We start from the raw sequence: 25,478 nt of genomic DNA on the forward strand, positions 1-25,478 counted from the left end.
GGCGGTGGCGTCCGAATGCAGTGCCCGGGGTGGGTCGGTGACGGTGACTCGTGGCCTGCTCCGATGGCGGTAGACGATCCGGACTTTGTAGTTCCTGCTCATGGGGGTCGGTTGAAGGGGGAGCGTGCAGAGGAGTTCACCGCCCCGCACGGTCCCTCGGGTGTCGGGGACGGCGACCTTGATCGCGACCAGCTGGCGGCCGAGGTGGGGCACCGCGCCTGGTCACGCGTGCAGGGGATGAAACCCATTGATTGAGCCGCTCGGAATTGATTACCACCTGGATCTGACTGCCTGATCAACCTCGCGCCCCAGAGATTCGGTTGTGCCTGAACCCAACCGGACAGAAGGGAGCGGGGCCATGTCCCGTTCACTCCGCAAGAAGTTCGCCGGCGCTCTGGCTGTCGCCGCCATGGTGGGTGGGTCGCTGACCCTGGCCGCCGGTGAGGCCAGTGCCATCCCCGTCCCCAACCCCCCCTGCAACTCCCCCGTCTTCACCGCCTGCGTCGCGATCTCCAACCACAGCGTGGACGCGTACAGCTGGCGTATCAGTGTCACCCAGCCCAACGGCCACCGGTGGAACCGGTGCCTCCAGGGCAGCCGGCCCCACCACACGAGCCACTGGACGAACGTGTGGTTCTCCAACAGCGACAAGGTCTCGCTGACGGCCTACCGCGGCCAGAACTGCGAGGGCTGGAGCAAGAACGACAACTGGTGGGGCGACTGGAGCACGACCCAGGACCAGTACCACCTGATCGTCGTCAACAGGCACTGACCTTCGTGCACAGCTCGCACCACCGGAGCCTCTCTCTCCGCTCACCCCACCTCCCACAAGGAGCCACCCAAGTGCGTCCCCACATCACGGCACCCTCCGAGGCGGAGCCCGCCGTGAACAAGAAGAAGAGCCGCCGCCGCTGGCTGGCGCCGGCGCTGGCCATGGGGCTCGCCCCGCTCGTCCTGCTGGCCTCGCCCGGTTCCGCCTCGGCACAGACCTGGTGCTGGAAGCCGGACGGCTACAACATCGCCAAGGGCGACACCACCTGGGCCAAGGCACAGACCCAGGCCCGCAACACCTTCCAGGACTGGGTGTGGCGCGGACCCACCTTCCGGTGCCCCACGAACGTGCCCAGCTGCTCCTACGCCTGGGGTCAGCAGAAGACGACGGGCTGGCAGTGGTCGGTCGGACTCAGCGTCAACAACCCGGTCCCGTGGCTCAATCAGGTGCTCGGCAGCATCACCCCCTCCTACGGGCGCAACGGGTCCACGTCCACCACGTTCACCTTCACCACGAACCTGAGCCCGGGGCAGTACGCCCAGCCGATCCAGGTGGTGGAGCGCCGCTGGACCCAGGGCACCTTCGTCGGCGCCTTCCGCACCGACCACTCCTCCTGCGGCGGGGGCAAGGTGCGGTACTGGTGGGACGGCAACTACCAGTGGGGCCACTGGCAGTCCAACCTCAGGGTCAACGACTACGGGACGTACAACGTCTGGCGCTGACGCCCCAGGCCGGCCCGGCCCCGGTGCCCCCTCCACCTTCACCGGGGCCGGGCCCCTTCCCTTTCGGCCTCCGAACTCGTGAGGAACCCCAGCCATGCACCCGCGCCGCCTCCGTCGTCTCCCCCGCACCGCCCTGCCCACGGCCGCAGCCGTCCTCTGCGGCCTGCTGGCCTCCTGCTCCACCGGCAGCGCTTCCCCGACCGCTGCCGGTGCATCACCGACCGGTACCGGTCAGGTGACGACGATCTCGCCCGACCCCGCCGTCACCCCCTCCGTCACTTCCTCGCCCAAGACCCTGCCGCCCTCCCGCCTGTGCACCGCCCTGGACCAGTCCGCCGCCCGGCAGGTGCTGACCGACCCGCAGCAGGCACCGCGCGTCGCACCCAACAAGGGCACCGCCCCGGACTCGTGCAGCTACACCTCCGGCGACCAGACCGCCATGCTGACCCTCAACCCCTCCGCCCGTTCGTACGACGCCGAACTGTCCGCCGCGCACAGCCTGGTCCGTGACCCGGCGTCGGCGGGCATGCGCGATGTGAAGGTCACCGAGCTCACCGGGCTGGGGCAGGGCGCCTTCAGTGAGACCGTCCAGGTGGTGAGACCGAAGCAGAACGTCACCTACGTGGTGTGGCGCGCAGCTTCCAAGACCTGGGTGCTCACCCTCGCCGACACCGACAGCAGTAAGGCGCAGGGCACCGACGGGCTCGTGGAGGTGGCCCGGCGGGTCACCCCCCAACTCCCCGGCTGACCGGGCAGACCCGCCGATAGGGCGCGCCCGGCACGTACGTCCGCCACTGCTCCCGCGTCAGGTCGGTGCCCGCGCGGGCGCAGACCCGCACGATGGCCCGCCCGGGATCGATGGCGTACCGCTGGAGCGGGGCGTGCGGACTGCCTGCGTACAGGGTCGTGCCGTCGGGTGAGAAGGCCAGGGACTTGATGCCGTCGCCGGGCGTGGTCAGCGGGGTGCCGAGCGGCTGGCGGGTTGCCACGTCCCACAGCTGCACGCTGCCGGCGTCGCCGCCGACGGCGAGGCTGGCGCCGTCGGGGCTGACGGCGAGGGCGGCGACCGCCTCCGGGGTGTCGCCGAGCGGCGCCGGGAAGACGTTGCGCAGCACACCGGCGCGCCGGTGGACGGTCGCGTCCCACAGGGCGACCCGGCCCGTCTGGTCGCCGACCGCGAGCAGCGAGCCGTCGGTGGAGAAGGCCGCCGCACCCATCTGTTCGCCCTGCACGAGGTCGTGGCTTCCGACCTTGCCGGACGGCAGCGCGGCGAGCCGTCCGTCGCCGACCAGCAGCCCGCCGTCGGGGCGGACGGCGAGGTGGGTGCTGGCCATGTTCCGCAGCACCGTTGTCCGGCGGCTGGCCGCGGTGTCCCACGCCTCGTCGTACAGGTCGCCGAGGACTTGGGTGCGGGCGGCGTACAAGGTGCGCCCGCCGGGTCCGAGGGCGGTCTCCAGCACCGGGTCTCCGGGCAGGTCCAGCGTGCCGCGGGCGCGGCTACGGGCGACGTCCCACACCCTGAACGGCTGCGCGACCGCCTCCCGGCCGGGTGCCGAGACGCCGTACGCGAACGCCGTGCCTTCGGGGCTGAACGCCAGCAGGGCGAGGGTGTCCTGGGGGACGACGGGGAGGGACGGGTCCCGGGAGACCGGCACGTTCACCGCAGGCAGGGTGCTCAGCAGACGGTCGTCGGCGGTGGCGCGGAGCTGGAAGAGGTAGCGGCCGCCGGACCGCTCGGCGGTGGCATAGGTGCGGCCGTCGGGGCTGAAGCGCACGCCGTCCAGCGGGGTGCCGCGCCAGGCCGCAGTGACCGCCGGGCCGAGGTCGAGGGTGTGGACGGTGCCGCCCTCCAGGTAGCGCAGGGTGCGGCCGTCCCGGTCCCAGACCAGGCCGCCGTAGAGGTGCTGGTTGTTCAGGGGGTGCCGGAAGACGGGCGCCGCGGAAGCGGACAGCCGCCACACCCGGATCTCCCCGGCGGTGGCCGTGGCCAGGAAGGCGCCGTCCGGGCTGAAGGTGGCGTACTCCACGCCGGTGTCGGCGAGGTCGGCGACCTGGCGGCCGGTCCCGGTGTCCCAGACGCGGACCCCCGTGTCGGTGGCGGCGGTCAGCCGGTCGCCGCCGAGCGCGAGGATGGTCGAGTCCTCGTTGCAGATGCGGTCGTGCTGCCAGTCGCCGGGCAGGGCACGGCGGCCGGAGGTGTCCCACAGCTGGGGGGCCTGCCCGGCGGAGCAGACGGCCGCCCGACGTCCGTCCGCGCTCAGCGCCGTGAACGCCACACCTGGCGCCGGGGCCTCGAAGAGCACGCGGCCGTCCGTGACCGAGCGCAGCCGCATCCGGTCGCCCTCGGTGGTCAGGAAGGCGCGGCCGTCGGCGGTGAAGCGGACGTCGGTGTCCCGCGGCAGCGGGGCGGAAGGGCCGGTCCAGCGGCCGGTGGCCGTGTCCCAGAGCCGTAGTCCGTCCTGGCCGCTGACCACGAGCACCCGCGCCTTTGGGGCTGCGCCGACGACCGAGCCGTCCGGCAGCCGGCCCGAGCCGGTGCGGCGGTGCGTGATCACGTCCCAGGTGTGCCAGGTGCGGTCCGCGGCGCTGAACAGGGTGCGGCCGGAGGCGGTGAGGGAACGCCAGGCCTCGGCGCCGGGCGCGGGGTCGGTGAAGATTTCTGTCTCCGGCTGGGCGAGGGAGCCGAGCAGGGCGCGGCGGGTCTCGGGCAGCTCGGCGATGCGCCAGGCGGCGGCGCCGAGCAGCAGGGCGGCGCGCGGGTCGGTGGTGCGCAGCGCGTCGGCCACGTCGGCGACCCGGCGGGCCGCCTCCTGGGTACGCCGACGCTCGTTGTCCTCGTAGGCGCGCCAGACGGCCACGGCTGTCAACAGGGCCACAGCCAGGACGGCGGACAGTGACACGGTCAGGAACCGGTGCCTGCGGACGGTCCGGGCGGCAGCCTGGTACTCGGCCTCGCGTGCCTCCAGCGCGGTGGTCAGGAAGGCCCGCTCCGTCGGCGTCAGCGCCACATCCCTTTCGTGGTCCGGGAAGAGTTCCTCCGCGCGGGCCAGCCGGGTGCCCCGGTACAGGGTGCCGGGGTCGCGGTCGTGCTCCAGCCAGGTCCGGGCGGCGTCCGTGAGAATCCGGTGGTGGCGCAGCCGTTCGCGGTCCTCCTCGATCCAGCCGTGCAGCCGGGGCCAGCAGGTGATCAGGGCCTCGTGGGCGAGCTGGACGCCGTCCTCGTCGGCGGTCAGCAGCCGGGCCCGGGTCAGCCGCTCCACCACCACCCGCGCATCCGCATCCGCCCACTCCTCCAACTCGGAACAGGTGAGCGGACGCCGGGTGTCGGGGGTGCCCTGGCCCGGCTCGACCATCCGCAGCAGCAGACGCCGGGCGGCATCCGCCTGGGCCGGGGACAGGCCGCCGTACACCTCCTCCGCCGTCGCCGCGATCGCGCCCCGCACCCCGCCGGCCGCCTCGTACCCGGCGAGGGTGAGCATCCGGCCCTTGCGCCGGTGCCAGGTCTCCAGCAGGACGTGGGAGAGCATCGGCAGTCCGCCGGGCTCGCCCTGCACCTCGTCCACCAGGCGGGCGGTCAGCGTCCGCTCCACTCGGCACCCGGCCGCCTGGGCCGGCCCGACCACCGCCTCCCGCAGCTCCTCGGCCGTCATCGGACCGAGCAGCAGCCCGGCGCCGCGCAGGGCATCGGCGAGGCCGCGGTGCTCGGCGCAGCGGGCGTAGAAGTCGGCGCGTACGGCGACCAGCACGCGCAGCCGACTGTCCGATGTGCGGGCAGCGAGCAACAGGTCGACGAAGCGGGAACGTTCCTGCGGATCACGGCAGAGAGTGAAGACCTCCTCGAACTGGTCCACCACCACCCAGCTCTCCGGCTCGTCCGCGGCAGGGCTCAGCAGATGTCCGTACGCGGTGGCGGGCATGGCTCCCGGGGTAAGGATCCGCAGGCCGGCGGGGCAACCGCGCGCCACGATCTCCTCCTGTAACCGCGGGATCAGCCCAGCCCGCAGCAGGGACGACTTCCCGCTCCCCGAGGGGCCGAACACCACCGCGAACCGGTGCTCGCACACCAGCTCCCCGAGCTCGGCGACCACCCGGTCGCGGCCGAAGAACACATGCCGGTCGTCCGGCTCGAACCGGGCGAGCCCGCGGTACGGCGCCGACTCACCCTCGACGCCCTCCGCGGGGATACGGGTCGCCTCCGCCTCGGCGGCCTTCCAGCGCAGCTCCCACTCGGCGGGATCGCCCCCGCAGGCGCGCACATAGCCCTGGACCACGGCGAGAGAGGGAAGCCGTTCACCGGCGGCAGCCAGTGACAACGCGGTCGCCGAGAAAGCAGCCGCTTTCGCCATCGTCCGGTATGAAGGGCTCCCGGCGGCCTTCCGCAGCTCGCGCAGCTCGTGCGCCAGCCGCTGGACGGGCCCCGCCGTGGGGTCCACCGGTCTCTCAGGCCGCCCCATGAAGGGCACCTCCGTACATCCGAAGCTCAAGACATCCTGACGCTTGAACGACGATCATGCAGATAGTTGGATGATGTCCGGGTTGCCTCCGAATGACGTACAGGTGACCGCAGCCGGACGACCGACAAGGACAGCTGGCCTGCCTGGGGGGAAATCGCTGCATGATTCCTATGCCGGTGCGGGCGTGGACTTCAGGCGTTCTGCCCGAGGCGGGTTGGCGCCGGGGACGGAGCAGGTGAGGGCGGCGACACGGGCGGCGAAGGAGCAGGCGTCAGCGGTGTCGTCGAGGGTGAGGGCGTCGAGTCCGGCCCCCTAGGTGTCCGAGTGCGGTGAGACGGTGCAGCAGACCTGCGGTGAAGGCGTCTCCGGCGCCTACGGTGTCGACGACATCGACGGCCGGGGCGGGGACGGTGATGCGTGCGCCGTCGAGGGAGGCGAGGGCGCCGCGTCGGCCGAGGGTGATGACGACGAGGCGGGCGCCGGCCGCGTGCCAGGTGTCGCTGGCTTCTACGACACCTATCGTGCTCAGCCTCATCCAGCTCCGTCTGTGGCGCGACACACTATTGCAAGCACCTGCTTGCAATAGTTAGCGCGGGTGGTGCAGAGTGGAGGCATGGCATCGCTCAACGTCGGCAATCTCGGTGAGTACCTGCGCGAGCAGCGGCGCAACGCGCAGCTGTCGCTCCGGCAGCTCGCCGATGCCGCCGGGGTGTCCAATCCGTATCTGAGCCAGATCGAGCGCGGGCTGCGCAAGCCGAGCGCGGAGGTGCTGCAGCAGGTCGCCAAGGCCCTGCGGATCTCCGCCGAGACGCTGTACGTGCGGGCCGGGATTCTCGACGCGGAGCGGGATCGGGACGAGGTGGAGACGCGTGCCGTCGTCCTCGCCGATCCCACGCTGACCGAGCAGCAGAAGCAGGTGCTGCTCCAGATCTACGAGTCCTTCCGCAAGGAGAACGGATTCGTGGACGGCGACGGTGCGGCAGACGCCCAGGAGCACGAGAGCGACGCCGATCCGCAGCAGACGGCCGGTTGACCGGACCAGGGGACCGGCCGCCCCACTGCGGCTCGCACGACCCTCAGCCGAAAACGACGTACACGACATACACGACGTACGCGACGAACGTGAATCCGGGAGGACCTTCACCATGGCCATCACCGACGACCTGCGCAAGACCTTCAGCGACCCGACTCCGCTCTACTTCGCCGCAGGCACCGCCGACCTGGCCCTCCAGCAGGCGAAGAAGGTGCCGGGTCTGGTGGAGCAGCTGCGCACCGAGGCCCCCGCCCGTTTCGAGGCCGTCCGCAACACCGACCCCAAGGCCGTGCAGGAGAAGGCCGGTGCCCGCGCCAAGGAGGCGACCGCCCGCGCCAAGGAGGCGCAGGAGACCCTCCAGGCCAAGGTCACCGACTTCATCAGCACCCTCGACGGGGACATCAAGAAGATCGGCAGCACCCTCGACGCCGACCTGAAGAAGCTCGGCGAGTCCGCCCAGGACCTCGCGCTGCGCGGTGTCGGCGTCGCCGCCGAGTACGCCGTCAAGGCCCGTGAGACGTACGAGAAGGTCGCCGAGCACGGCGAGCAGGCCGTGAAGACCTGGCGCGGCGAGGCCGCCGAGGAGATCGAGGAGCTGGCGATCGTGGTCGAGCCCGCGGCCGAGCCGGTCGCGGCCAAGGAGGAGCCGAAGTCCGCTCCGGCCGAGGCCAAGGCCGAGCCCGCCCCGGCGAAGAAGACCGCCGTCAAGAAGGCTCCGGTCGCCCGCAAGACCACCACCGTGAAGAAGACGACCCCTCCGGCCAAGTGAGACCGACGGCCGGGACGGCTGGAACCGCCGGGACGGACGCGGCGGACAGGGACATACGACACGGGCCGGGCACTCATGGAGTGCCCGGCCCGTTGTACGGGTAGCGGAAGCGCGGTTGCGGGTACGGTGACCGCGTAGGGACGAGCAGGTCGAGTCGAGTCGAGACAAGACGCGTCGAAACGGGTGGTGGGCGTTGTGCTGATGACAGGCTTCGCGGGGCTGGTGTGGGTGCTCTACCTCGCCATGCTGGTCCTCGCCGTGGTGGCATTGGTGATGGCCGCCCTGTTCCGAGACGACGCGTACCGGGCCGCCGACAAGCAGAACAAGGGCTTCTGGCTGATCATCCTCGGCATCGCGGTCGCGGTGAACCTCCTGGTGCCGATGCTCTTCCTGCAGCTCGCGGGCCTCGTCGCCACGATCGTCTTCTTCGTGGACGTACGCCCCGCCCTGCAGCAGGTGGGCGGTGGCGGCGGCTGGGGCCGCAGGCGAGGCGGCAGCAGCAGCGACGGTCCGTACGGCCCGTACAACGGCGGCCGGTAGATCCTGGTCCCGGTAGATCCTGGTTCTGGAGGGGCGGGGTCCTGGGCGGGGTCCCCCTCCAGGATCGATATGCGGCTCCGCCGCCTACGGAACCCGATCCAGCAGCAGAACAGCGACGTCGTCCGTCAGCTCGCCCCCGTTGAGCTCCCGCCCCTCGTTCACCGCGGCCCGCAACAACGCCTCCCCGCGCAGCCCCTCGGAGAGCTGGCGGCGGATCATCTCCACCATGCCGTCCTGGCCCAGGCGCTCGCGGCCCTCGCCGATCCGCCCCTCGATCAGGCCGTCGGTGTACAGCATCAGACTCCACTCGGCGCCCAGTTCGACCTGCATCCGCGGCCAGCGGGCGCCCGGCAGCAGCCCGAGGGCGGGCCCGTTGTTGTCGTACGGCAGCAGGCGCGCGGGCCGGTCCGGGCGGGCGATCAGCGGCGCCGGGTGGCCGGCCAGGCACAGGCCCGCCCGGCGGCCGTCGGGCGCGATGTCCACCGTGCACAGCGTTGCGAAGATCTCGTCGTCGTCGCGCTCGTGCTCCAGCACCTGCTGGAGCGTGTTCAGCAGCTCGTCCCCGCACAGCCCGGCCAGCGTCAGCGCCCGCCAGGCGATGCGCAGCTCCACGCCGAGCGCCGCCTCGTCCGGGCCGTGCCCGCACACGTCGCCGATCATGGCGTGCACGGTGCCGTCGGGCGTGCGAACGGTGTCGTAGAAGTCGCCGCCGAGCAGCGCGCGCGAGCGGCCGGGGCGGTAACGGGCGGCGAAGCGCAGCGGTGAGCCCTCCAGGAGGGGCGTGGGCAGCAGGCCGCGCTCCAGGCGGGCGTTCTCCTGCGCGCGCAGCTTGCCCTCGGCGAGCCGCCGTTCGGCCGTGTCGGAACGTTTCCTCTCCACCGCGTACCGGATCGCGCGGCTCAGCAGCCGGCCGTCCAGCTCGTCCTTGAACAGGTAGTCCTGGGCACCCACCCGCACCGCGTCGGCGCCGCGCTCGGCGTCGCCGGACGCGGTGAGTGCGAGCACGGCGTGCCGGGGCGCGAGCCGGAGCACGTGCCGCAGGACGGCGAGCTCGTCGTCGGCCTCCTTCGCCCTGCCGGGCGCTGGCAGCGCGAGGTCCAGCAGGATGCAGTGCACGTCGTCCGTGAGCAGCCGCTCGGCCTCGGTGAGGTTGCGGGCGGTGCGTACCCGGATCGGCTTGCCGTCCGAGTCGTGCAGGTCGTGGACGATCGGCGCGGCCGTGGGGTCGTCCTCGATCATCAGGAGGGTGAGGGTGGTGTGGGTGGTGGGGGTGGCGGCCGCGCCTTGAGAGGGCACGCCCTTGGTGCTGACGCCCTTGGTGCTGACGCCCTTGGTGCTGACGCTCTCGGTGCTGAGGCTCTTCGTGCTCACGCCGGTGGTGCTCACGCCATGGTGGACGCCGTCGGCGGGCGTGGCGTTGAGCGGGCCGTCGTTCTCGGCTGCCGTCGCCTCGTCGCGAAGAGGCTCTTCGGTGCGAGGGGCTTCCTCGTGGCGGGCGGCTTCTTCCCTGGAGGGGCCGCCGACTGCGGGCGCGGCCTGCGCCTGACCACTGTCCACGGCCGGGATCGCTCTCTGCCGCGGTACGGGTACGGGCATCGTCTTGGGTTCCTTCCCTCCCCCCGAGGGCATGGCGGGGACGAGGGACCTCGACCCACCGACGGGGACCATAGCGGCAGAAGGCGTCGCAACGGAATGGTGTGCGACACGCCGCTTGATCTCTGGCCGCTGTCATATGCCGCGTTCCGTACCGCAGTTGGGCAGGGCGGGAGCCGGGCCCGGATGACGAACGTCACGTCCGCCGGGGGTTTGGGGCCGGACGAAGGTGCCGTGGGTCACGTGGCTCACTTCATGTGGCCGCCCTCACGCGTCCGGTCGGACCACCCCGAGTATCGGCATCGAGCCCGCCCCCGCGAGCGTGACCGTCCGGCCCGGGCGCGGGGCGTGGATGATCGAGCCGTCGCCCACATACAGCGCGACATGGCTGGCGTCGTCGAAGTAGATGATCAGGTCGCCGGGGCGCATGTCCTCGACGGCGACGTGCGGCAGCTGCTTCCACTGCTCCTGCGAGGTGCGTGGTATCGGCTGCCCGGCGCTCTTCCAGGCCTCGGAGGTCAGGCCGGAGCAGTCGAAGGAATCCGGGCCCTCGGCGCCCCACACATACGGCTTGCCCAGCTGCGCCGTGGCGAACTGCACGGCCTTCTGGCCCTGTACGGAGGCCGAGCCGGTGACCTCGTTGAGGATGCCCGTGCCCAGCCAGGCGGTCTGCGCCTCCTGGGCGGCCTGCTTCTCCAGCTGTTCGAGGCGCTCCTTCTCCTTCTTCTCCAGCTGGGACTGGAGCTTCTCCGCCGCCGCGATCTCCGTCTCGATCTTCTTCTGGGCCGCCGCCTTCGTCCTGCGGCCGTCCTCCAGCTTCTGCCACTGGGCGGAGGCGTCCTGGGAGTACTGCTCCAAGTCCTGCTGGGTGCGGGTCAGTTCGCCGATCAGGCCGTTGGTCGCGCGCTCGCCCTGGAGCACCCGGCCCGCGCCGTCGAGGAACTCCGACGGGTTGTCGCTCAGCATCAACCGCGCCTCGTCCGGCAGGCCGCCGGTGCGGTACTGGGCCCGGGCAGCGGCGCCCGCGCGGTCCTTCAGATCGTCGAGCTTCTCCTGGCCCGCGACGATCTTCCTGGCGAGTTCGACGATCTCCGCGGACTGCTTCTTCGACGCTTCCTCGGCCGCGTTGTAGGCGTCGGTGGCGACCGCGGCCGCGTGGTAGAGCGCTTCGAGCTTGGTGCGGACGGCCTCCAGGTCCTTGTTGGACGCGGTGGAGGGCAGCGGAGGGGCCGAAGAACCCGCCGTCGACGTGGTGGGACCGGGACTGGCACCGGGTTCGGGAGCGCTGGGGGCGGCGAACGCGACGCCGGGAGCCCCCAGCACGGTGATCGCGCAGACCACGGCCACGGCCGCCGCGAGCAGGCCGCGCTTGCCCGTACCCATACCCCGTCCCCCAAACCTGATTCACCGTCAGTAACTTACGGCGCTCGGGGGATCGTGCCACGTCACGACCGAAAACGACAGGGGCGGTGACAGAAGCGATGACACAGGTGCCGACGCCCGCAGTTCCTCCCCATTCACCCACCCCGGTATGACGATCTCCCCGTCATTGTGACGAACAACTCACGGGGATCGTTCCCGACGACTTTGAGGAACCTTGGGGAACCCTTGGCGAAGCCCGGAGTTCACCTCGGGCGCCGGTCTTCGCGTTCAACCGCGGGGCGCCAACGCCCCCCACCGCACCGTCACTTCTCCCTGCCGCCACCGCGTCGGCCCGTCCGTCACCGGCCAGTCGGTGGTCAGGTCCCGCACCGCGCGGATCCACCGCTGACGGGCGCCGTACGACGCGTAGGGCGCGGCCGCCGCCCAGGCGCGGTCGAAGTCGCGCAGGAAGGCGTGCACCGGCTCACCCGGGACGTTGCGGTGGATCAGCGCCTTCGGCAGCCGCTCCGCCAGGTCCGAGGGCCGCTCCAGGGACCCCAGCCGGGTCGCGAAGGTGACCGTGCGCGGTCCTTCCGGCCCGAGCGCGACCCATACGTGCCGCCGCCCGATCTCGTCGCAGGTCCCCTCGACGAGCAGCCCGCCGCGGGACCCGGTCGCCGGATCGGCCGGCGCGAGCCGCGCGCACAGCCGCTTCCAGACGGCGGCGACCTCGTCCTCGTCGTACTGCCGCAGGACGTTGGCGGCGCGCACGAGGTGCGGGCGCTGGGGGACGGGGATCTCGAACCCGCCGTGCCGGAAGAGCAGCCCCTCGCGCGCGTACGGCTCGGCGGCGGCGACCCGGGCCGGTTCGATCTCGACGCCCACCACACGCGCGCGTGGCGCGACGGAACGCAGGCGCGTCAGCAACTCGACGGCGGTCCAGGGCGCGGCCCCGTACCCGAGATCGACGGCGACCGGATCGGCGGCCCGCCGCAGCTCACGGCCGTGCGCGGCGGCGATCCAGCGGTCCATGCGGCGCAGCCGATTGGGATTGGTCGTCCCGCGCGTGACCGTGCCCACGGGGCGGGCAGGGGCGCGGGATGTCATACCCACGAGGGTAATGCGGCGCCACCGGCGGCCCGTCCGGCGTTCGTCGCCCCGCGACGCGCGCCAGCCCCGAACAGTTGAGCGACTCACGGTAACGGCTGGGCAAAAACCGCCCCGGTCGCAGTCCGCGCGGAATGGGACCCCCTCCCTCCGATGTTGCACCCCCTTGGAGGGCGCACAACCCTCGGTCCGGCATGCCCGCAGCAAGGAGGAACGCCACGTGAGCCAGTACGCCAACAGGCTCGGGCGTCGCTCTCCGGCGGCCCCCTCGCGGCTCAGGCTCCACCGCCGCCCCCGCCGCGTCGCGATGCTCTCTGTGCACACCTCACCGCTCCACCAGCCCGGCACCGGCGACGCCGGCGGCATGAACGTCTACATCGTCGAGCTCGCGCAGCGCCTCGCCGCGATCAACATCGAGGTCGAGATCTTCACGCGCGCGACCACGGGCGGCCTCCCGCCGACCGTCGAGCTGGCCCCCGGCGTCCTCGTCCGGCACATCGACGCGGGCCCCTACGAGGGCCTCGCCAAGGAGGACCTCCCGGCCCAGCTGTGCGCCTTCACGCACGGCGTGATGCAGGCCTGGGCCGGTCACCGCCCCGGCTACTACGACCTCGTCCACTCGCACTACTGGCTCTCCGGCCATGTGGGCTGGCTGGCCGCCCAGCGCTGGGGCGCCCCCCTGGTGCACGCCATGCACACCATGGCCAAGGTCAAGAACGCCAACCTGGCCGACGGCGACACCCCCGAACCCGCCGCCCGCGTCATCGGCGAGACCCAGATCGTCGACGCGGCCGACCGCCTCATCGCCAACACGGCGGAGGAGGCCGACGAACTCGTACGGCACTACCACGCCGAGCCCGGCAAGGTCGCCGTCGTGCACCCCGGCGTCAACCTCGACCGCTTCTGCCCCGCCGACGGCCGGGCCGCGGCTCGCGCCCGCCTCGACCTCCCCCAGGACGCCCTGGTCCCCCTCTTCGCGGGCCGCATCCAGCCCCTGAAGGCCCCGGACGTCCTCCTGCGCGCGGTGGCCGTGCTGCTCGACGAGCGCCCCGAGCTCCGCTCCCGCATCGTCGTCCCCGTGGTCGGCGGCCCCAGCGGCAGCGGTCTCGCCAAGCCGGAAGGCCTGCAGAAGCTGGCGGCTCGGCTGGGCATCGCGGATGTGGTCCGCTTCCGTCCGCCGGTCGGCCAGGACCAGCTCGCGGACTGGTTCCGGGCGGCGTCGGTGCTGGTCGTCCCCTCCTACAGCGAGTCCTTCGGTCTGGTCGCCATAGAGGCGCAGGCCGCCGGCACCCCGGTCCTCGCGGCCTCGGTCGGCGGACTCCCGGTGGCCGTACGGGACGGCGAGACGGGCTTCCTGGTGCAGGGTCACGATCCGGCCGGCTACGCGCGCGTGCTCGAGCGTTTCGCCGACGGCCCCGAACTGCCCGCCCGGATGGGCGCGGCGGCCACCGCGCACGCCCAGTCCTTCGGCTGGGACACCGCGGCCGCCGCCACCGCCGACGTCTACGCGGCCGCGACCCAGGCCCACCGCCGTCGCGTACGCTCCGAGCATGGGTGACGTGGAGAAGACGGCCGCGCAGGTCATCGAGGGTTTCCTGAAGGACGCGGAGCTGGAGTGGGAGGCTCCCGCGCCCGGCTCGTACGTGGTCCAGCTACCGGGCACCCGCAAACTCAAGACGACCGTCTCCCTCATCGTGGGCCGCCACTCCCTCTCCCTGAACGCCTTCGTCATCCGTCACCCCGACGAGAACGAGCCCGGCGTCCACCGCTGGCTCCTGGAGCGCAACCTCAAGCTGTACGGCGTGAGTTACGCCGTCGACCAGCTCGGCGACGTCTACGTCACCGCCCGCCTCCCGCTCGCCGCGGTCACCGCCGACGAGGTCGACCGCCTCATGGGCCAGGTCCTGGAAGCGGCCGACGGCGCCTTCAACACCCTCCTGGAGCTCGGTTTCGCGAGCGCCATCCGCAGGGAGTACGCCTGGCGGGTCTCCCGCGGCGAGTCCACCCGCAACCTGGACGCGTTCACGCACCTCACGAAGGAACAGGCGGAGAAGTAGGGGCCTGCGCGTACCGCCCCGGCGTGACGCCCACCAACTTGCGGAAATGCCGGGTGAGATGGGCCTGGTCGTAGAACCCGGCCGCCGTCGCGACGTCCCCCGGCGGACGCCCGTCGAGCAGCAGCCGACGGGCGAGGTCGACGCGGCGCGCGGTGAGGTACTGGTGCGGCGCGATCCCGTATGCCCCGCTGAACGCCCGTACGAGATGGGCCGGATGGGCCTGCACCAGCCCTGCCGCCTCGGCGAGTACGAGGCCTTCGACAACCCGCTCGTCGAGGAGCTCGCGGAGCCGGCGGGCGACGGCGGGGTCGGGGACGCGCCGCGAAGGACCGTCCGTCCGCCACACCGGCGAATGCCCGCGCCCACGCGCCCGCCCGGGCCCCTGCAAATGTCCCCGCAGCCGCTCGCCGATCAGCGTCAGCCGGCTGTCTGCCTCCAACTCCTCGCCCCGCCGGGCGAGCGCGGAGTGCAACTGCCCCACCCGCCGCCGCAGCACGGGATCCCGCAGGACGGGCGCGTCGACGGCGGCCCCGATCAGACCCTCGCCCAGCACACCGGCGTCGAGGTACAGAACCCGCTTGCGGAAACCCTCGGGCGTCGCGGCGGAACCGTTGTGCGGCACGTGCGGCGGCAACAGAGTCACCGTGTCGTGCGGCGTGCCGTGCTCGTGCCGCTCGAGGTCGTACCGTACGGCGCCGTCGTCGACGATGAGCAGCGTCCACGCGTCATGCACGTGCATCGGGTAGGCGTACTCGGTGAAGTGGGCGTGGAAGACCTCCACGACGCCCGGGACGGCCGGGCGCCAGGCGGAGACTGTCTGCCGGGCGGCCATGCAAAGAACGTACAAGACGGCACCGTAGGACGATCGGCAGTCTCGCGGCATGAGCACTGAACCGATGCGTTTCGACACGAAGATCGCTGTCCTGCTGCGCGAGGACCTGGAGACCTGGCAGCGCCTGAACGTCACCGCGTTCCTGGTCAGCGGCCTCGGCACGACACTCCCCGAGGTGATCGGGGAGCCGTACGAGGACGCGGACGGCGTCGGCTACCTCCCGATGCTCCGCCAGCCGGTACTGGTCTTCGAGGGCTCGAAGGAGACGCTGGCGGCGGCCCACGCGCGCGTGCTCTCCCGAGCCCTCCCGCGCGCGGTGTTCACGACCGACCTCTTCACCACCGGCAACGACCGGGACAACCGCGCCGCGGTGCGCGCCGTCACCACATCCGACCTGGACCTGGCGGGCCTTGCGGTGTACGGCCCCCGCAACGCCGTGGACAAGGTGCTGAAGGGGGCCCGGATGCACCCGTGACCCCCGTGCCCCCCGTGACCCCCGTGACCCCCGTGACCCCCGTGACCCCCGTGACCCCCGTGACCCCGTGCCGCCACTGCGGCTCAGACGGCGCGGACCTTGGGTTCAGCGGTGAGGGCGGTGGCATCGGCGTCGGTGTCGTCGGCGGCGGCGTAGGCCGGACGATCGGCAGGGGCAGGGGTGCTCTCTTCGTCCGGCAGTCGGCGCATGAGCACGCCGTAGCCGAGTCCCGCCGCCGTTCCCACGATGGCGCACATGCCCCACAGCCAGTTCGCGCCGAAGCGGTCGATGACGAAGCCCGACATCAGGGGGGAGACGAGGGAGGCCACGGCCCAGGAGAGGGTGTACATGCCCTGGTAGCGGCCGCGGCCATGGGTGGGGGAGAGGCGGACGACGAGGCCGGTCTGGGTCGGGGCGTTGACGATCTCGGCCAGGGTCCACACGCAGACCGTGAGCGCGAAGACGCCGACCGACCCGGCGAAGGCGGTGAGCCCGAACCCGTACCCGGCGAGGACGGAGGAGACCACCAGCAGCTGTCGCGGATCCCGGTGCTCGATGAAGCGGGTGACGGGCAGTTGCAGCGCGACGATGAGCACGCCGTTGACGGCGATCGCCATGCCGTAGTCCGCCGGTGTGAACCCGGCCGCGCCCATCGCCACGGGCAGTCCCACGGAGCCCTGCTGGAAGACGAGCGCGACGAGGAACGACAGTCCGACGACGCTCATGAACCGCCCGTCGCGCAGTACGGTCCCGAGGCCGACGGAGTCCTCTCGGGCGGCCTTCTCCTGCTGCTGGGGCCGCGACTCGGGCAGCTTGAGGAAGACGACGACCGCGCACACGAGCGTCATCCCCGCCTCGGCGAGGAAGCCGGCGCGGTAGCTGACCTCGGCGATGAACCCGGCGGCCATGGAGGAGACGGCGAACCCGAGGTTGATGGCCCAGTAGTTGAGGGAGAAGGCCCGGACACGGTCCTCGGGCCGCACGATGTCGGCCATCATCGCCTGCACGGCCGGCCGGGAGGCGTTGGAGGCCATCCCGACGAGGAAGGCGACGCCGGCGATGGCGAGAGGGCCGGTGACGAACCCGAGGAGCGCGACGGACAGGGCGGTGGAGGTCTGCGCGATGAGCAGCGTGGGCCGCCGTCCGAGCCGGTCCGCCATGACCCCGCCGCCGAGGGAGGAGATCACCCCGCCGAGGCCGTGCAGCGAGGCGACGAGTCCTGCGTAGGAGGCGGAGTAGCCGCGGTCGAGGGTGAGGTACAGCGCCATGAAGGTGGCGACGAAGCCGCCGAGCCGGTTGACGAGGGTGCTGGTCCACAGCCACCAGAACTCGCGGGGCAGCCCGGAGAGCGTCTCGCGTGTGGCACGTCTCAGGGTGGCGACGGACATGGCGGATCCCCCGGGTGTGTAAGTGGCACTGGCAGCTCTCAGAACTTACGAGGGGCGGGTTGGGGGAGGCCACTCAATTAACGGATCTCGTCAACCGTCGCAGGCCCGCCCGCCTGCCTTTCCGCTGCCCTGCCCCCGCCCTGTCCGCTGTACGAGCGGGCGCACAACGCATCGGAGCGGTGGATTACGCTCATACGCATGGCCGACGCACCGTACAAGCTGATCCTCCTCCGCCACGGCGAGAGCGAGTGGAACGCGAAGAACCTGTTCACCGGTTGGGTGGACGTCAACCTGAACGAGAAGGGCGAGAAGGAGGCAGTCCGCGGTGGCGAGCTCCTGAAGGACGCCGATCTCCTCCCCGACGTGGTCCACACGTCCCTCCAGAAGCGCGCGATCCGCACGGCCCAGCTCGCGCTGGAGTCCGCTGACCGCCACTGGATCCCGGTCCACCGCAGCTGGCGCCTGAACGAGCGCCACTACGGCGCCCTCCAGGGCAAGGACAAGGCGCAGACCCTCGCGGAGTTCGGCGAGGAGCAGTTCATGCTCTGGCGCCGCTCCTACGACACCCCGCCCCCGCCGCTGTCGGACGACTCGGAGTTCTCCCAGTCCTCCGACCCGCGCTACGCGTCCATCCCCCCGGAGCTGCGCCCGCGCACGGAGTGCCTGAAGGACGTCGTCGTCCGCATGCTCCCGTACTGGTACGACGGCATCGTCCCGGACCTCCTCGCCGGCCGCACGGTCCTGATCGCCGCCCACGGCAACTCGCTCCGCGCCCTCGTCAAGCACCTCGACGGCATCTCCGACGCCGACATCGCGGGCCTGAACATCCCGACGGGCATCCCCCTCGCCTACGAACTCGACGCCGACTTCAAGCCGGTGACCCCGGGCGGAACCTACCTCGACCCGGAGGCGGCCGCAGCTGCGATCGAGGCAGTCAAGAACCAGGGCAAGAAGAAGTAAGCGGTAGTGATCAAGCCCCCTGCCTGCGGGTTCTCCGCCGGTAGGGGGCTTTTTGGTAGGCCTGGGCCGTCTCTGGGCCGTTAGCCGGTTGATCGGGCCGTACTCAGTGCTTCAGGAAGTCCGGCTCCGGCTGCTCTCTCGTCTCTGCCCGGGCCCCCGCATCGCGGAGGGCCGAGACGGCTGCCGCCGCGTCCTCCTCAGGCACGCAGGTGAGAACGACGGCGGGAACCTGCGTCGCCAGGATCTTGCTGCGCCAGAGGCTCAGCCCCGTCAGCCGACGCACGACCTGGACGACGTCCATCACGCGGATACCAGGGTCGGTGAGCACCACGTCATGAGGCACGTCGTCGCACACCAGCAAGAAGTACTCGTCTGTCATCGCTCTACCCACCCCTCTCCGGTTCGGAGGGTACGAGCCCTCAGCCGTCATGTCGCAAAGTTTTGGTGGCGTCGAAGACAGCGGCCACGGCCTTGCGTGTGCGCTCCTGGCTTGACGGCATGAGGTGCGCGTACACGCGGAGTGTCAGCCCCGGGTCCGAGTGGCCGAGGTACTCGGCGAGAGCCTTGATGTTCTCCCCGGCGTCCAGGAGCACCGAGACGTAGAAGTGGCGGAGCGCGTGCATGCCGTTCTCGCGTGACTCGGCGTACGGCTCGCCAGGCTTCCGATCGGGGATCACCCCGGCCGAGGCCAGCGCCCGCTTCCACGCCTCCTCGTTGAGCGACGTCCGCCAGACGTGACCACCGCGCGGCCCGGTGAAGATCAGCCGCTTGGTGATCAGAGGCCCGTCTGCCACCTTCCACGGCAAGGTGAGGAAGGACGAAGGGTGCGGTTCGTTTCGAGTGAAGCTCGCGATCAAGCGGTGAGGTCGTGATCCTGCTGGTCGGGGGTGGGTAGAGGCGCGGGTGCTCGTGGGCGGCGTGGAAGCGCTCGGTTCCTCACGTACCCGCCTGCTCCGCGCAGGACGCGGCGAGAGCACCTTGCCCGCCGCGGAACGGCCGCAACCGGCCCCGTGAGGCGGCTACCGTAGGGGCGGATGAGCAGACCGGAAGGGCGGCAGCGCGGGGATGACGTCGACGGGGGACTTCGAGACCTTGGTGCAGCGGCACCGGCCGGAGCTGCTGGCGCACTGCTACCGGATGCTCGGCTCGGTCCACGACGCCGAGGAACTCGTGCAGGAGACGTGTCTGCGGGCGTGGCGCGCGCGGGACCGTTACGACTCGTCGCGTGCCTCCCTGCGGACCTGGCTGTACCGGATCGCCACGAATGCGTGTCTGACCGCGCTGGACGGGCTCGGCCGCCGCCCCATGCCCTCGGGTCTGGTCACCGAGAGCGAACCGCTGCGCCCGCTCGTCCACGGCGGGGAGGCAACCTGGTTGCAGCCGCTCCCGGATAGCCTGCTTGGCCTGGGCGCCCCGGCCGCCGCGGCGATCGACAGGGGCAGCCTGCGGCTGGCCTTCGTCGCAGCACTGCAATTGCTGTCACCGAGAGAGCGCGCCGTCCTGATCCTGCGCGACGTGCTCGACTACCCGGCGGCGGAGGCAGCGGACATCCTGGAGACCTCGGTCGCGGCCGTGAACAGCTCGCTGCAGCGGGCTCGCGCCCGGATCCGGGCCGCGGGAGTGCTGCAGGAGCAGGTCGCTGAGCCTTCCGACGCAGAGCAACGGTCGTGGGTGGACCGGTACATGGCGGCCTTCGTCCGGGCGGACATCCAAGGGTTGCTGCAGGTGGTGACCGAGGACGTCCTCATGGAGATGCCGCCCATGGTCAACTGGTTCACCGGTCGGGAGAACTACGCGAGCTTCATGGGCTGGGTGTTCGCCAAGGCCGGCAAGGCCTGGCGGTTGCTGCCGGTGCGGGCCAACGGGCAGGCCGGCTTCGCCGCCTATCGGGGCGGGGACGCCGGCGTGTTCGAGCTGCACACCCTGCAGGTGTTCACGGTCACGGCTGGCGGCGTCAGCCGTGTCTCGGTCTTCCAGGACGCCGACGTGTTCGCCGCCTTCGGCTTGGCGCAGAAGGTCGACGGCTGATCCGCCCGCACCTGTCGGGCGGGTCCGCCCGACAGGTGCGGGCGGACCCGGGCAGGACTGACTCTGGATCAGCTAGCGGACTTGACAGGGCTGTTGTGGTAGGCGGCGATCAGCCAGGCGTCGTCGCGCTTCTCCAACACCCAGGTCGCGTACACGATCCGGTCGGCGGGAACCTCGGATTCGCCGGGGAAGAGGATGCCGGTTTCGCTCACGACGATCGCGCCGTCGCGACCCAGGAACCGGATCCCCAGCTGCCGGTTGGTCGTCGTGGTGCCCTTCAGGAAGGAGGCGAACCCCGCCGCCATGCCCTGCCGAACCTCCTCGCGGGAGGCGCGGTAGGAGCCGGGCATGATCGCGGTGGCCTCCTGCGTGTAGTCGGCGACGAAGGCGTCGGCGTCGCCGGCGTCCCATGCCTTGTAGAGGCTCTCAAGGACGGCAGTGATCGCGGCCGTGTCGTTCGCGCGGTTGTCGGACATCGTTCTCTCCAGTCATTGCACTTGGTCGGGACCGAAGGGGCCCGTGAGTACATACCGGCGTCCCTTTCGGAACTCATCGCGCGAACCTCAAGTTCTTCTCTTCGGAGCGCAGCCCGCACCGCCCACGCCATGACCGCACAAGCCACCCGGGAGCGACTGCCGACCGCCCGGCGCGAGGCCGTCGATGCCTGCCACCGCTACCTGACCGGCCACCTCGACCAGCTCCGCTACGACACGGCACTTGCGAGCGGGTGGCCGATAGCCACCGGCGCGGTCGAGGGCGCCTGCCGCCACTTGATCGCCGACCGCCTCGACATCACCGGCGCCCGCTGGGGCCTGCCCGGAGCCGAAGCCGTCCTGCAACTGCGTGCCATCGTCTCCAACGGAGACCTCGACCCCTACTGGCGCTTCCATACCGCCCGCGAGCACGGACGCGTTTACCCCAACCAGCAGAACTACGCCCTCACCACTTGATCGCGACCGTCACTTGAAACGAACCGCACCCAAGGACGAAGGGCCCGGCAACGGGCCATTGACCGAGCAGGTTCTTGCTTGGCTGGTCACGGCCAGAGGACGCGCCACCCCGATCACCGTCGACGCCCACGGACATGTGGGCGACGCTGAGAGCGCCGATCGCCTTATCCCACCTGGGGAGGAGTGAGGGAGCCTCCCCCGCACCGCCGTTTCAGTGGAGGTGCCGACCGCTGGTCTCATGGAGGATGAGGGGGGTGGGGATCTACGGCCTGGAACATAGTCCCGAGGTGGCTCCCGGGGACCTTTATGCCCACCCCCCTTGACCGCGGACCTCGAAGGTTCTCTGACCGGTCTCACTCCACCAGGCAAACTAGCAAGTGGCACTGACAACGGTCCGGGCCCAGTAGGAGCGACGGTGCCTCGCCGCTGTACAGCAACGAAGTGCAGCAACCTCAGCGGGCTTCTGACATCCACGGCTGACATCAACGACGCCGGACGGGGGCGTACATCAGTGACTCTGTCCGGCCGCCGCGCCAGTCGACGACACCAGCGGAAGCGGGCTCGGATCGAACTCCTAAAGCGGTGGTCCTGTCCAGGCACCCTCTCTACCCTGTCGGCATGTGCCGATACGCGACCCCCTACAAGCCGCATTTCGTGTGTCTGGTGTGCCGCTCCTCGTTCAAGCAGAACCCGCTACCGCCGCGAGAACATCCGTGCCCCCGCTGCCGCACCCCAATGATCAACGCTGGGTTCGACCTTGCCATCCCTCGCCGTAGAGATAAGGGGGCCTGGGAGGCACTTGGGGCCGCGTTGCATGCCGGCCTCACCTTCCATTCATGCGGTTGTGGTGGCCCCGGCTACCGACCGCGGTCGACTGCAGAAGTCCGATCGCGACGCCGGACCGCGAAGCGGCGCGGGCTGCCGGACCAGAGGGCACTGAAGCGCTACGACCCCTGGGATCCAGAGCCCGGGGAAGAAAGCGCATGACGGACAGAGAGGCTGCAATGCCATGAGTTTGGCTCGTTCGCTCTGGGCACCATGCCCTCATGGCTTGGGAGTGGGTGGCGCCCTTGGTTACCGGGGTTTCGGGGGGCGTAGGTGTCTTCTTCACGTGGTTGGCCGGCTCGCAAGGCCGGAGGCACGCGGAACATATGGTCGATCAAGCTCAGGTAGTTGAGCGCCGGTCGAGTCTGCTGAGGGAGAGGCGCGACGCGTACTTTGCCGTGATGCGCGCTGTGGAGCTCGAGATTAGGCGCTTGAGGTATGAACGGGAGGGGGAAAATGCCAAATTGGATCAAATTAATCAATATTGGACAAAGAGTAAGCGGGTTGAGATGAACATGGAAGCGCTCATAGCCCTGCACGCGTTTGGCAGCGAGGAAGCGCGAAGGTTCGCCGAGGCCTGGCGGTTGGCAGCTGGGAGCGAGGACCTGGCTGCTATGCAGGATCTGGCGCGCCAGTTTCGTCAGCAGATGGCGTCCGAGTTGCAGGAAACGTGACCTCGATGCGTGACAGGTCGGCACCGGCCGCTGCACCACAACCGCACCAGATCGGACGGGGAACAGCGGGGAATCACGGTGAAAGCAACCCCACCCGACAAGGCCACCACTCAGCCGTTCGCCCAGGTCACCGCCTCAACCACCCGTAAATGACCGCAGCTTCCCAGGCTGAGGGTCTAGCCGCGCAGCCGTGCCTGGGCCGTAGGGTCCCTGCTGAGGGGGAGAGATGACGTCTCTAGGGATCACATGGACGCTGCTCAGTCACGGCTGGGCTTCCGTCAAAGTGTCCGACGATCACGACCAGGGCGAAGAGTCCTATGAGTCCCATTGGGGCCGGCCCTTTCCCCGAACCGAACTCGAAGCCCTGCGAACCGCGATGCGGGCGCACCAGCGGGCGGCCACACCGAGTCCCTGACATCACCAAGTGACAGCGGCGAGGCGGGCCGACTAACGGAAGCTTGGGCCGTCCCTGGGCCGTCCGAGGTTGCTCAACAGTGGCCAATGACGACCAACGACGACCACCAGGCGCATGAGTCCACCGCCCCTGAGCAGCAAAAACCCAGCTCACCAAGATCCCCGGCAAGACCTAGGGCAAGAAGAAGTAAGCAAGCCCGAAGAAGCCCCCTACCTGCGGTTTTCCCGCCGGTGGGGGGCTTGTTGCTGTCCAGTCGGCAGGGCGAACAGCGGCCAGACGACAGCATCATCGGGCGATCGCCCCCGCACTCCCTCCACGACCACCACCACAGTTTGGAAAGCGGGCTCCTGCTCCCGCGGCAGTGCCGTACTCAGTGCGCGGCCGACGCTGGCAGGTCTCTCCTTGGCCATCGACGAAGCCCGACCGCTGGTTAGGTCCCAGGTCGTACCCGGGCCACCCCCAACAGAGCCGGGGATGCAGCTGCTCTACAGAGTTGGACACCTCGGAAGTCGGCCGCGCGTCAGAGACCCTAGCCATGAGCACTGACAACGCGCCCCAGGAGCACGACCTCTGGCGTGGGACCGGGAGGACAACCCTGCGGTCGTGGGGGTGTCCGCGAGCGTCCACGACTCGACGGCGGCCTGAACCTGGAGCACGCGGGCGTAGGCTCTCAGGGATGCGGATAGGCGAGCTGTCCAAGCGCACGGGCGTGAGTCCGCGCTCACTGCGGTACTACGAAGAGCAGGGCCTGCTGACCAGCTCACGCTCCGAGGCGGGGCAGCGTCACTATTCCGATACTGCGGTCCAGCGCGTGGCACTCATCCAACAGCTGTTCGACGCAGGTATGTCCAGCAGGGTGATCGCGACTGTGCTGCCGTGTGTGGACGTCCCGGGTGACCTGAGCGTCGCCGAGGAGACGTTCACGGCGATGATGCGCGAGCGCGACCGGATCGACGCCGACATCGCGCACCTGATCGAGACCCGGGATGCACTCGACGTGCTGATCAGGGCCAACAGCCGACACCGGGCGGAGCTGTCCACGGCCCCGGAACCGGTGGCGCAGTCGGCCTGATGCTGTGATCTGCATCTCAGCCGGTTGCCCCTCACATCAATGTCAGAGGTGAGGATGGCGACAACGCCCGGAATCACCGGGTCGGTCATACGAGAGGCGGCGGAAGATGGGGCAGGCGTGGGGTTTCGGCAGGTATGGCGGGCCCGAGGTGCAGGAGTTCTTCGATCGTCCCGATCCCGTCCCCGGTCGCGACGAGGTGCTGATCCAGGTCGACGTCGCCGGCGTGAATCCCCTCGACCACCTTCTGCGCTCGGGTCTGGTCGACGGGCTCGACGGCGGGCGCCCGTTTCCCCGCGTGCTGGGCATGGAGGCAGCCGGAACCGTTCTCGCCCGGGGCGAGGACGTCAACGGGCTCGAGGTGGGTGACGCGGTCTTCGGCTTCGCACTCACCGGTGGCGGCACCTACGCCGAGACGACGGTGCTGTCCGCGCCGAACACCGCGCGCATCCCGGAGGGTCTGTCCGCGACCGTGGCGGCAACGCTGCCAGTGGCCGGGACGACCGCGGTGGACGTGCTCGACCAGCTCAGCCTCCCGGCCGGTGCCACGGTCCTGGTCAACGGAGTCGGGGGCGGGGTCGGCCTCGCCGTCGCCCGGCTGGCCATCGGGCGCGAGCTGCGTGTGATCGGCACCGGGAGTACCGCCAAACGCGAGCACGCCGAGGCCATCGGGGTGCGGTTCATCGACTACACCGCCGGGGACGTCGCCGCGGCGGCACGCGAGCTGGTTCCGGACGGTTTCGACGGGATCGTCGACCTGGCCGGAGGCACCTCGCTGCGGACGGTCGCTCCGCTGGCCCGGGATCCCCGCAACGTCATCGCTGTGGGTGATATGTCTGTGCCCGATCTCGGTGGGCGTTTCGTCGAGCGTCGCGTCGACCGCGAGAACCTGGAGCGGTCGGCCCGGCTGGCCCTCGACGGACTCCTCGCACCCGTGATCACCGCGGTCCATCCGCTCTCCGACGCCCCGGCCGCCCTCGCCACCGTCGAGAATGGTCACACCTCGGGCAAGATTGTCATCAAGGTGGCATGAGAGGTGCCCGGCCGTCTGACGCTGTCGACCGTCCATTGCGGACTGACGAGAACCCGTGAGAATGACGGCGGGAACCTGCGTCGTGAGCACCTTGCTGCGCCACAGGATCAGCCCCCGTGAGCCGACGTACGACCTGGACGACGTCCATCACGCGCACGCTGAGGTGCGCGTACACGCTGAGCGTCAGGCCCGGTTCCGAGTGGCCCAGGTGCTCGGCGAGAGCCTTGATGTTCTCCCCGGCGTCCAGGAGCACCGAGGCGTAGAAGTGACGGAGCGCTTGCATGCCGCTCGGGGATCACCCCAGCCGAGGCAAGCGCCCGCTTCCGCGCCTCCTCGTTGAGGGACGTCCGCCAGACGTGATCACCGCGCGGCCCGGGGAAGATCAGCCGCTTGGTCACCGGCGGCCCCTGCGCCACCTTT

Annotated in this window: 22 protein-coding genes and 4 pseudogenes; 15 read left to right on the plus strand and 11 right to left on the minus strand. The window is 70.6% G+C overall.

Going from position 1 to position 25,478, the window contains the following annotated elements:
• Nucleotides 1-358: 358 nt before the first annotated feature.
• The 3 genes from B5557_RS24240 (at nt 359) to B5557_RS24250 (ending at nt 2,242) form a co-directional block, all read left to right on the plus strand.
• Nucleotides 359-772 carry a hypothetical protein gene (locus B5557_RS24240; protein ID WP_079661435.1) on the plus strand — a complete coding sequence of 138 codons (414 nt, stop codon included), beginning with the start codon at nt 359-361 and terminating at the stop codon, nt 770-772.
• Nucleotides 773-843: 71 nt separating this feature from the next.
• Nucleotides 844-1,494 carry a hypothetical protein gene (locus B5557_RS24245; RefSeq protein ID WP_079661436.1) on the plus strand — a complete coding sequence of 217 codons (651 nt, stop codon included), beginning with the start codon at nt 844-846 and terminating at the stop codon, nt 1,492-1,494.
• 94 nt (nt 1,495-1,588) lie between these two features.
• Complete coding sequence (locus B5557_RS24250) at nt 1,589-2,242, plus strand: hypothetical protein (RefSeq protein WP_079661437.1); 654 nt, start codon at nt 1,589-1,591, stop codon at nt 2,240-2,242.
• Here the strand turns inward: B5557_RS24250 and B5557_RS24255 are convergent.
• Both B5557_RS24255 and B5557_RS24260 read right to left on the minus strand, forming a co-directional pair.
• Nucleotides 2,220-5,948: an nSTAND1 domain-containing NTPase gene (locus B5557_RS24255; RefSeq protein WP_079661438.1), complete on the minus strand. Its 3,729-nt coding sequence runs from the start codon at nt 5,946-5,948 to the stop codon at nt 2,220-2,222. The genes B5557_RS24250 and B5557_RS24255 overlap by 23 nt on opposite strands.
• A 168-nt stretch (nt 5,949-6,116) precedes the next feature.
• Nucleotides 6,117-6,456: pseudogene (locus B5557_RS24260) on the minus strand (PfkB family carbohydrate kinase); the annotation flags it as partial.
• Nucleotides 6,457-6,561: 105 nt separating this feature from the next.
• On the opposite strand from B5557_RS24260, the gene B5557_RS24265 reads away from it, so the two are divergent.
• The 3 genes from B5557_RS24265 (at nt 6,562) to B5557_RS24275 (ending at nt 8,290) form a co-directional block, all read left to right on the plus strand.
• Nucleotides 6,562-6,981: a helix-turn-helix domain-containing protein gene (locus tag B5557_RS24265; RefSeq protein WP_079661439.1), complete on the plus strand. Its 420-nt coding sequence runs from the start codon at nt 6,562-6,564 to the stop codon at nt 6,979-6,981.
• A gap of 112 nt (nt 6,982-7,093) precedes the next feature.
• Nucleotides 7,094-7,750: a hypothetical protein gene (locus B5557_RS24270; RefSeq protein ID WP_079661440.1), complete on the plus strand. Its 657-nt coding sequence runs from the start codon at nt 7,094-7,096 to the stop codon at nt 7,748-7,750.
• Nucleotides 7,751-7,951: 201 nt separating this feature from the next.
• A complete protein-coding gene (locus tag B5557_RS24275; RefSeq protein ID WP_416071165.1) occupies nt 7,952-8,290 on the plus strand; it encodes a DUF2516 family protein in 339 nt (112 codons plus the stop codon).
• Between the two features lie 84 nt (nt 8,291-8,374).
• Here B5557_RS24275 and B5557_RS24280 read toward each other — a convergent pair whose 3' ends face one another.
• The 3 genes from B5557_RS24280 to B5557_RS24290 all read right to left on the minus strand — a co-directional run bounded on the left by B5557_RS24280 (nt 8,375) and on the right by B5557_RS24290 (nt 12,352).
• The gene (locus B5557_RS24280) at nt 8,375-9,886 is read right to left on the minus strand and encodes a PP2C family protein-serine/threonine phosphatase (protein WP_079661441.1); all 1,512 of its coding nucleotides are present in this window, start codon (nt 9,884-9,886) and stop codon (nt 8,375-8,377) included.
• A 264-nt stretch (nt 9,887-10,150) separates the two neighbouring features.
• Nucleotides 10,151-11,266 carry a C40 family peptidase gene (locus tag B5557_RS24285; protein WP_079661442.1) on the minus strand — a complete coding sequence of 372 codons (1,116 nt, stop codon included), beginning with the start codon at nt 11,264-11,266 and terminating at the stop codon, nt 10,151-10,153.
• Between the two features lie 267 nt (nt 11,267-11,533).
• Nucleotides 11,534-12,352 (minus strand): SAM-dependent methyltransferase, encoded by an 819-nt coding sequence (locus tag B5557_RS24290; protein ID WP_099936553.1) that lies wholly within the window; start codon nt 12,350-12,352, stop codon nt 11,534-11,536.
• Nucleotides 12,353-12,572: 220 nt separating this feature from the next.
• Here B5557_RS24290 and mshA point away from each other — a divergent pair, with 220 nt between their 5' ends.
• Together mshA and B5557_RS24300 are read left to right on the plus strand one after the other, a co-directional pair.
• Entirely contained in the window at nt 12,573-13,910 is a 1,338-nt protein-coding gene (gene mshA / locus B5557_RS24295) for a D-inositol-3-phosphate glycosyltransferase (RefSeq protein WP_173877725.1), read from the plus strand.
• Nucleotides 13,903-14,409, plus strand: coding sequence for a YbjN domain-containing protein (locus B5557_RS24300; RefSeq protein ID WP_079661445.1), 507 nt, complete (start codon nt 13,903-13,905; stop codon nt 14,407-14,409). The genes mshA and B5557_RS24300 overlap by 8 nt, the downstream gene beginning before the upstream one ends.
• Here the strand turns inward: B5557_RS24300 and B5557_RS24305 are convergent.
• The gene (locus B5557_RS24305; protein ID WP_079661446.1) at nt 14,384-15,241 is read right to left on the minus strand and encodes an AraC family transcriptional regulator; all 858 of its coding nucleotides are present in this window, start codon (nt 15,239-15,241) and stop codon (nt 14,384-14,386) included. The genes B5557_RS24300 and B5557_RS24305 overlap by 26 nt on opposite strands.
• Nucleotides 15,242-15,290: 49 nt before the next feature.
• Here B5557_RS24305 and B5557_RS24310 point away from each other — a divergent pair, with 49 nt between their 5' ends.
• The gene (locus tag B5557_RS24310) at nt 15,291-15,716 is read left to right on the plus strand and encodes a DUF2000 domain-containing protein (RefSeq protein ID WP_079661447.1); all 426 of its coding nucleotides are present in this window, start codon (nt 15,291-15,293) and stop codon (nt 15,714-15,716) included.
• An 83-nt stretch (nt 15,717-15,799) separates the two neighbouring features.
• Here the strand turns inward: B5557_RS24310 and B5557_RS24315 are convergent, their stop codons facing one another.
• Nucleotides 15,800-17,104, minus strand: coding sequence for an MDR family MFS transporter (locus B5557_RS24315; protein WP_079661448.1), 1,305 nt, complete (start codon nt 17,102-17,104; stop codon nt 15,800-15,802).
• Between the two features lie 198 nt (nt 17,105-17,302).
• Between B5557_RS24315 and B5557_RS24320 the strand changes: the two genes are divergently transcribed.
• The gene (locus B5557_RS24320) at nt 17,303-18,064 is read left to right on the plus strand and encodes a phosphoglyceromutase (protein ID WP_079661449.1); all 762 of its coding nucleotides are present in this window, start codon (nt 17,303-17,305) and stop codon (nt 18,062-18,064) included.
• A 103-nt stretch (nt 18,065-18,167) separates the two neighbouring features.
• Here B5557_RS24320 and B5557_RS24325 read toward each other — a convergent pair whose 3' ends face one another.
• Both B5557_RS24325 and B5557_RS24330 read right to left on the minus strand, forming a co-directional pair.
• Complete coding sequence (locus B5557_RS24325; RefSeq protein ID WP_079661450.1) at nt 18,168-18,443, minus strand: ribosomal protein L7/L12; 276 nt, start codon at nt 18,441-18,443, stop codon at nt 18,168-18,170.
• Nucleotides 18,444-18,483: 40 nt separating this feature from the next.
• Nucleotides 18,484-18,888: pseudogene (locus B5557_RS24330) on the minus strand (site-specific integrase); the annotation flags it as partial.
• A gap of 241 nt (nt 18,889-19,129) precedes the next feature.
• Between B5557_RS24330 and B5557_RS24335 the strand changes: the two are divergent.
• Nucleotides 19,130-20,092, plus strand: a complete 963-nt coding sequence (locus B5557_RS24335; RefSeq protein ID WP_079661451.1) for an RNA polymerase subunit sigma-70 — start codon at nt 19,130-19,132, stop codon at nt 20,090-20,092.
• Nucleotides 20,093-20,160: 68 nt separating this feature from the next.
• Here the strand turns inward: B5557_RS24335 and B5557_RS24340 are convergent, their stop codons facing one another.
• Nucleotides 20,161-20,568 (minus strand): SgcJ/EcaC family oxidoreductase, encoded by a 408-nt coding sequence (locus B5557_RS24340; protein ID WP_079661452.1) that lies wholly within the window; start codon nt 20,566-20,568, stop codon nt 20,161-20,163.
• A gap of 222 nt (nt 20,569-20,790) precedes the next feature.
• On the opposite strand from B5557_RS24340, the pseudogene B5557_RS24345 reads away from it, so the two are divergent.
• The 4 genes and pseudogenes from B5557_RS24345 to B5557_RS24370 form a co-directional block, all read left to right on the plus strand.
• Nucleotides 20,791-21,042, plus strand: a pseudogene (locus tag B5557_RS24345) (ISKra4 family transposase); the annotation flags it as partial.
• Between the two features lie 1,226 nt (nt 21,043-22,268).
• The gene (locus B5557_RS43850) at nt 22,269-22,541 is read left to right on the plus strand and encodes a hypothetical protein (RefSeq protein ID WP_143688221.1); all 273 of its coding nucleotides are present in this window, start codon (nt 22,269-22,271) and stop codon (nt 22,539-22,541) included.
• Between the two features lie 1,091 nt (nt 22,542-23,632).
• Nucleotides 23,633-24,028: a MerR family transcriptional regulator gene (locus B5557_RS24365; RefSeq protein ID WP_079661455.1), complete on the plus strand. Its 396-nt coding sequence runs from the start codon at nt 23,633-23,635 to the stop codon at nt 24,026-24,028.
• Between the two features lie 106 nt (nt 24,029-24,134).
• Nucleotides 24,135-25,058 (plus strand): NADP-dependent oxidoreductase, encoded by a 924-nt coding sequence (locus B5557_RS24370; RefSeq protein WP_107472624.1) that lies wholly within the window; start codon nt 24,135-24,137, stop codon nt 25,056-25,058.
• A gap of 160 nt (nt 25,059-25,218) precedes the next feature.
• Here the strand turns inward: B5557_RS24370 and B5557_RS45315 are convergent.
• Nucleotides 25,219-25,477 (minus strand): annotated as a pseudogene (locus B5557_RS45315) (site-specific integrase); the annotation flags it as partial.
• Nucleotide 25,478 lies beyond the last annotated feature (1 nt).

It is taken from the genome of Streptomyces sp. 3214.6 (assembly GCF_900129855.1).
GTDB lineage: Bacteria > Actinomycetota > Actinomycetes > Streptomycetales > Streptomycetaceae > Streptomyces > Streptomyces soliscabiei.

Bases quoted from the DNA above. Each gene is read 5' to 3' on its own strand.
- B5557_RS24240 (WP_079661435.1), top strand. From the start codon at position 359: ATGTCCCGTTCACTCCGCAAGAAGTTCGCCGGCGCTCTGGCTGTCGCC.
- B5557_RS24250 (WP_079661437.1), top strand. From the start codon at position 1,589: ATGCACCCGCGCCGCCTCCGTCGTCTCCCCCGCACCGCCCTGCCCACG.
- B5557_RS24255 (WP_079661438.1), bottom strand. From the start codon at position 5,948: ATGGGGCGGCCTGAGAGACCGGTGGACCCCACGGCGGGGCCCGTCCAG.
- B5557_RS24265 (WP_079661439.1), top strand. From the start codon at position 6,562: ATGGCATCGCTCAACGTCGGCAATCTCGGTGAGTACCTGCGCGAGCAG.
- B5557_RS24270 (WP_079661440.1), top strand. From the start codon at position 7,094: ATGGCCATCACCGACGACCTGCGCAAGACCTTCAGCGACCCGACTCCG.
- B5557_RS24275 (WP_416071165.1), top strand. From the start codon at position 7,952: ATGACAGGCTTCGCGGGGCTGGTGTGGGTGCTCTACCTCGCCATGCTG.
- B5557_RS24280 (WP_079661441.1), bottom strand. From the start codon at position 9,886: ATGCCCGTACCCGTACCGCGGCAGAGAGCGATCCCGGCCGTGGACAGT.
- B5557_RS24285 (WP_079661442.1), bottom strand. From the start codon at position 11,266: ATGGGTACGGGCAAGCGCGGCCTGCTCGCGGCGGCCGTGGCCGTGGTC.
- B5557_RS24290 (WP_099936553.1), bottom strand. From the start codon at position 12,352: ATGACATCCCGCGCCCCTGCCCGCCCCGTGGGCACGGTCACGCGCGGG.
- B5557_RS24300 (WP_079661445.1), top strand. From the start codon at position 13,903: ATGGGTGACGTGGAGAAGACGGCCGCGCAGGTCATCGAGGGTTTCCTG.
- B5557_RS24305 (WP_079661446.1), bottom strand. From the start codon at position 15,241: ATGGCCGCCCGGCAGACAGTCTCCGCCTGGCGCCCGGCCGTCCCGGGC.
- B5557_RS24310 (WP_079661447.1), top strand. From the start codon at position 15,291: ATGAGCACTGAACCGATGCGTTTCGACACGAAGATCGCTGTCCTGCTG.
- B5557_RS24315 (WP_079661448.1), bottom strand. From the start codon at position 17,104: ATGTCCGTCGCCACCCTGAGACGTGCCACACGCGAGACGCTCTCCGGG.
- B5557_RS24320 (WP_079661449.1), top strand. From the start codon at position 17,303: ATGGCCGACGCACCGTACAAGCTGATCCTCCTCCGCCACGGCGAGAGC.
- B5557_RS24325 (WP_079661450.1), bottom strand. From the start codon at position 18,443: ATGACAGACGAGTACTTCTTGCTGGTGTGCGACGACGTGCCTCATGAC.
- B5557_RS24335 (WP_079661451.1), top strand. From the start codon at position 19,130: ATGACGTCGACGGGGGACTTCGAGACCTTGGTGCAGCGGCACCGGCCG.
- B5557_RS24340 (WP_079661452.1), bottom strand. From the start codon at position 20,568: ATGTCCGACAACCGCGCGAACGACACGGCCGCGATCACTGCCGTCCTT.
- B5557_RS43850 (WP_143688221.1), top strand. From the start codon at position 22,269: ATGCGCGCTGTGGAGCTCGAGATTAGGCGCTTGAGGTATGAACGGGAG.
- B5557_RS24365 (WP_079661455.1), top strand. From the start codon at position 23,633: ATGCGGATAGGCGAGCTGTCCAAGCGCACGGGCGTGAGTCCGCGCTCA.
- B5557_RS24370 (WP_107472624.1), top strand. From the start codon at position 24,135: ATGGGGCAGGCGTGGGGTTTCGGCAGGTATGGCGGGCCCGAGGTGCAG.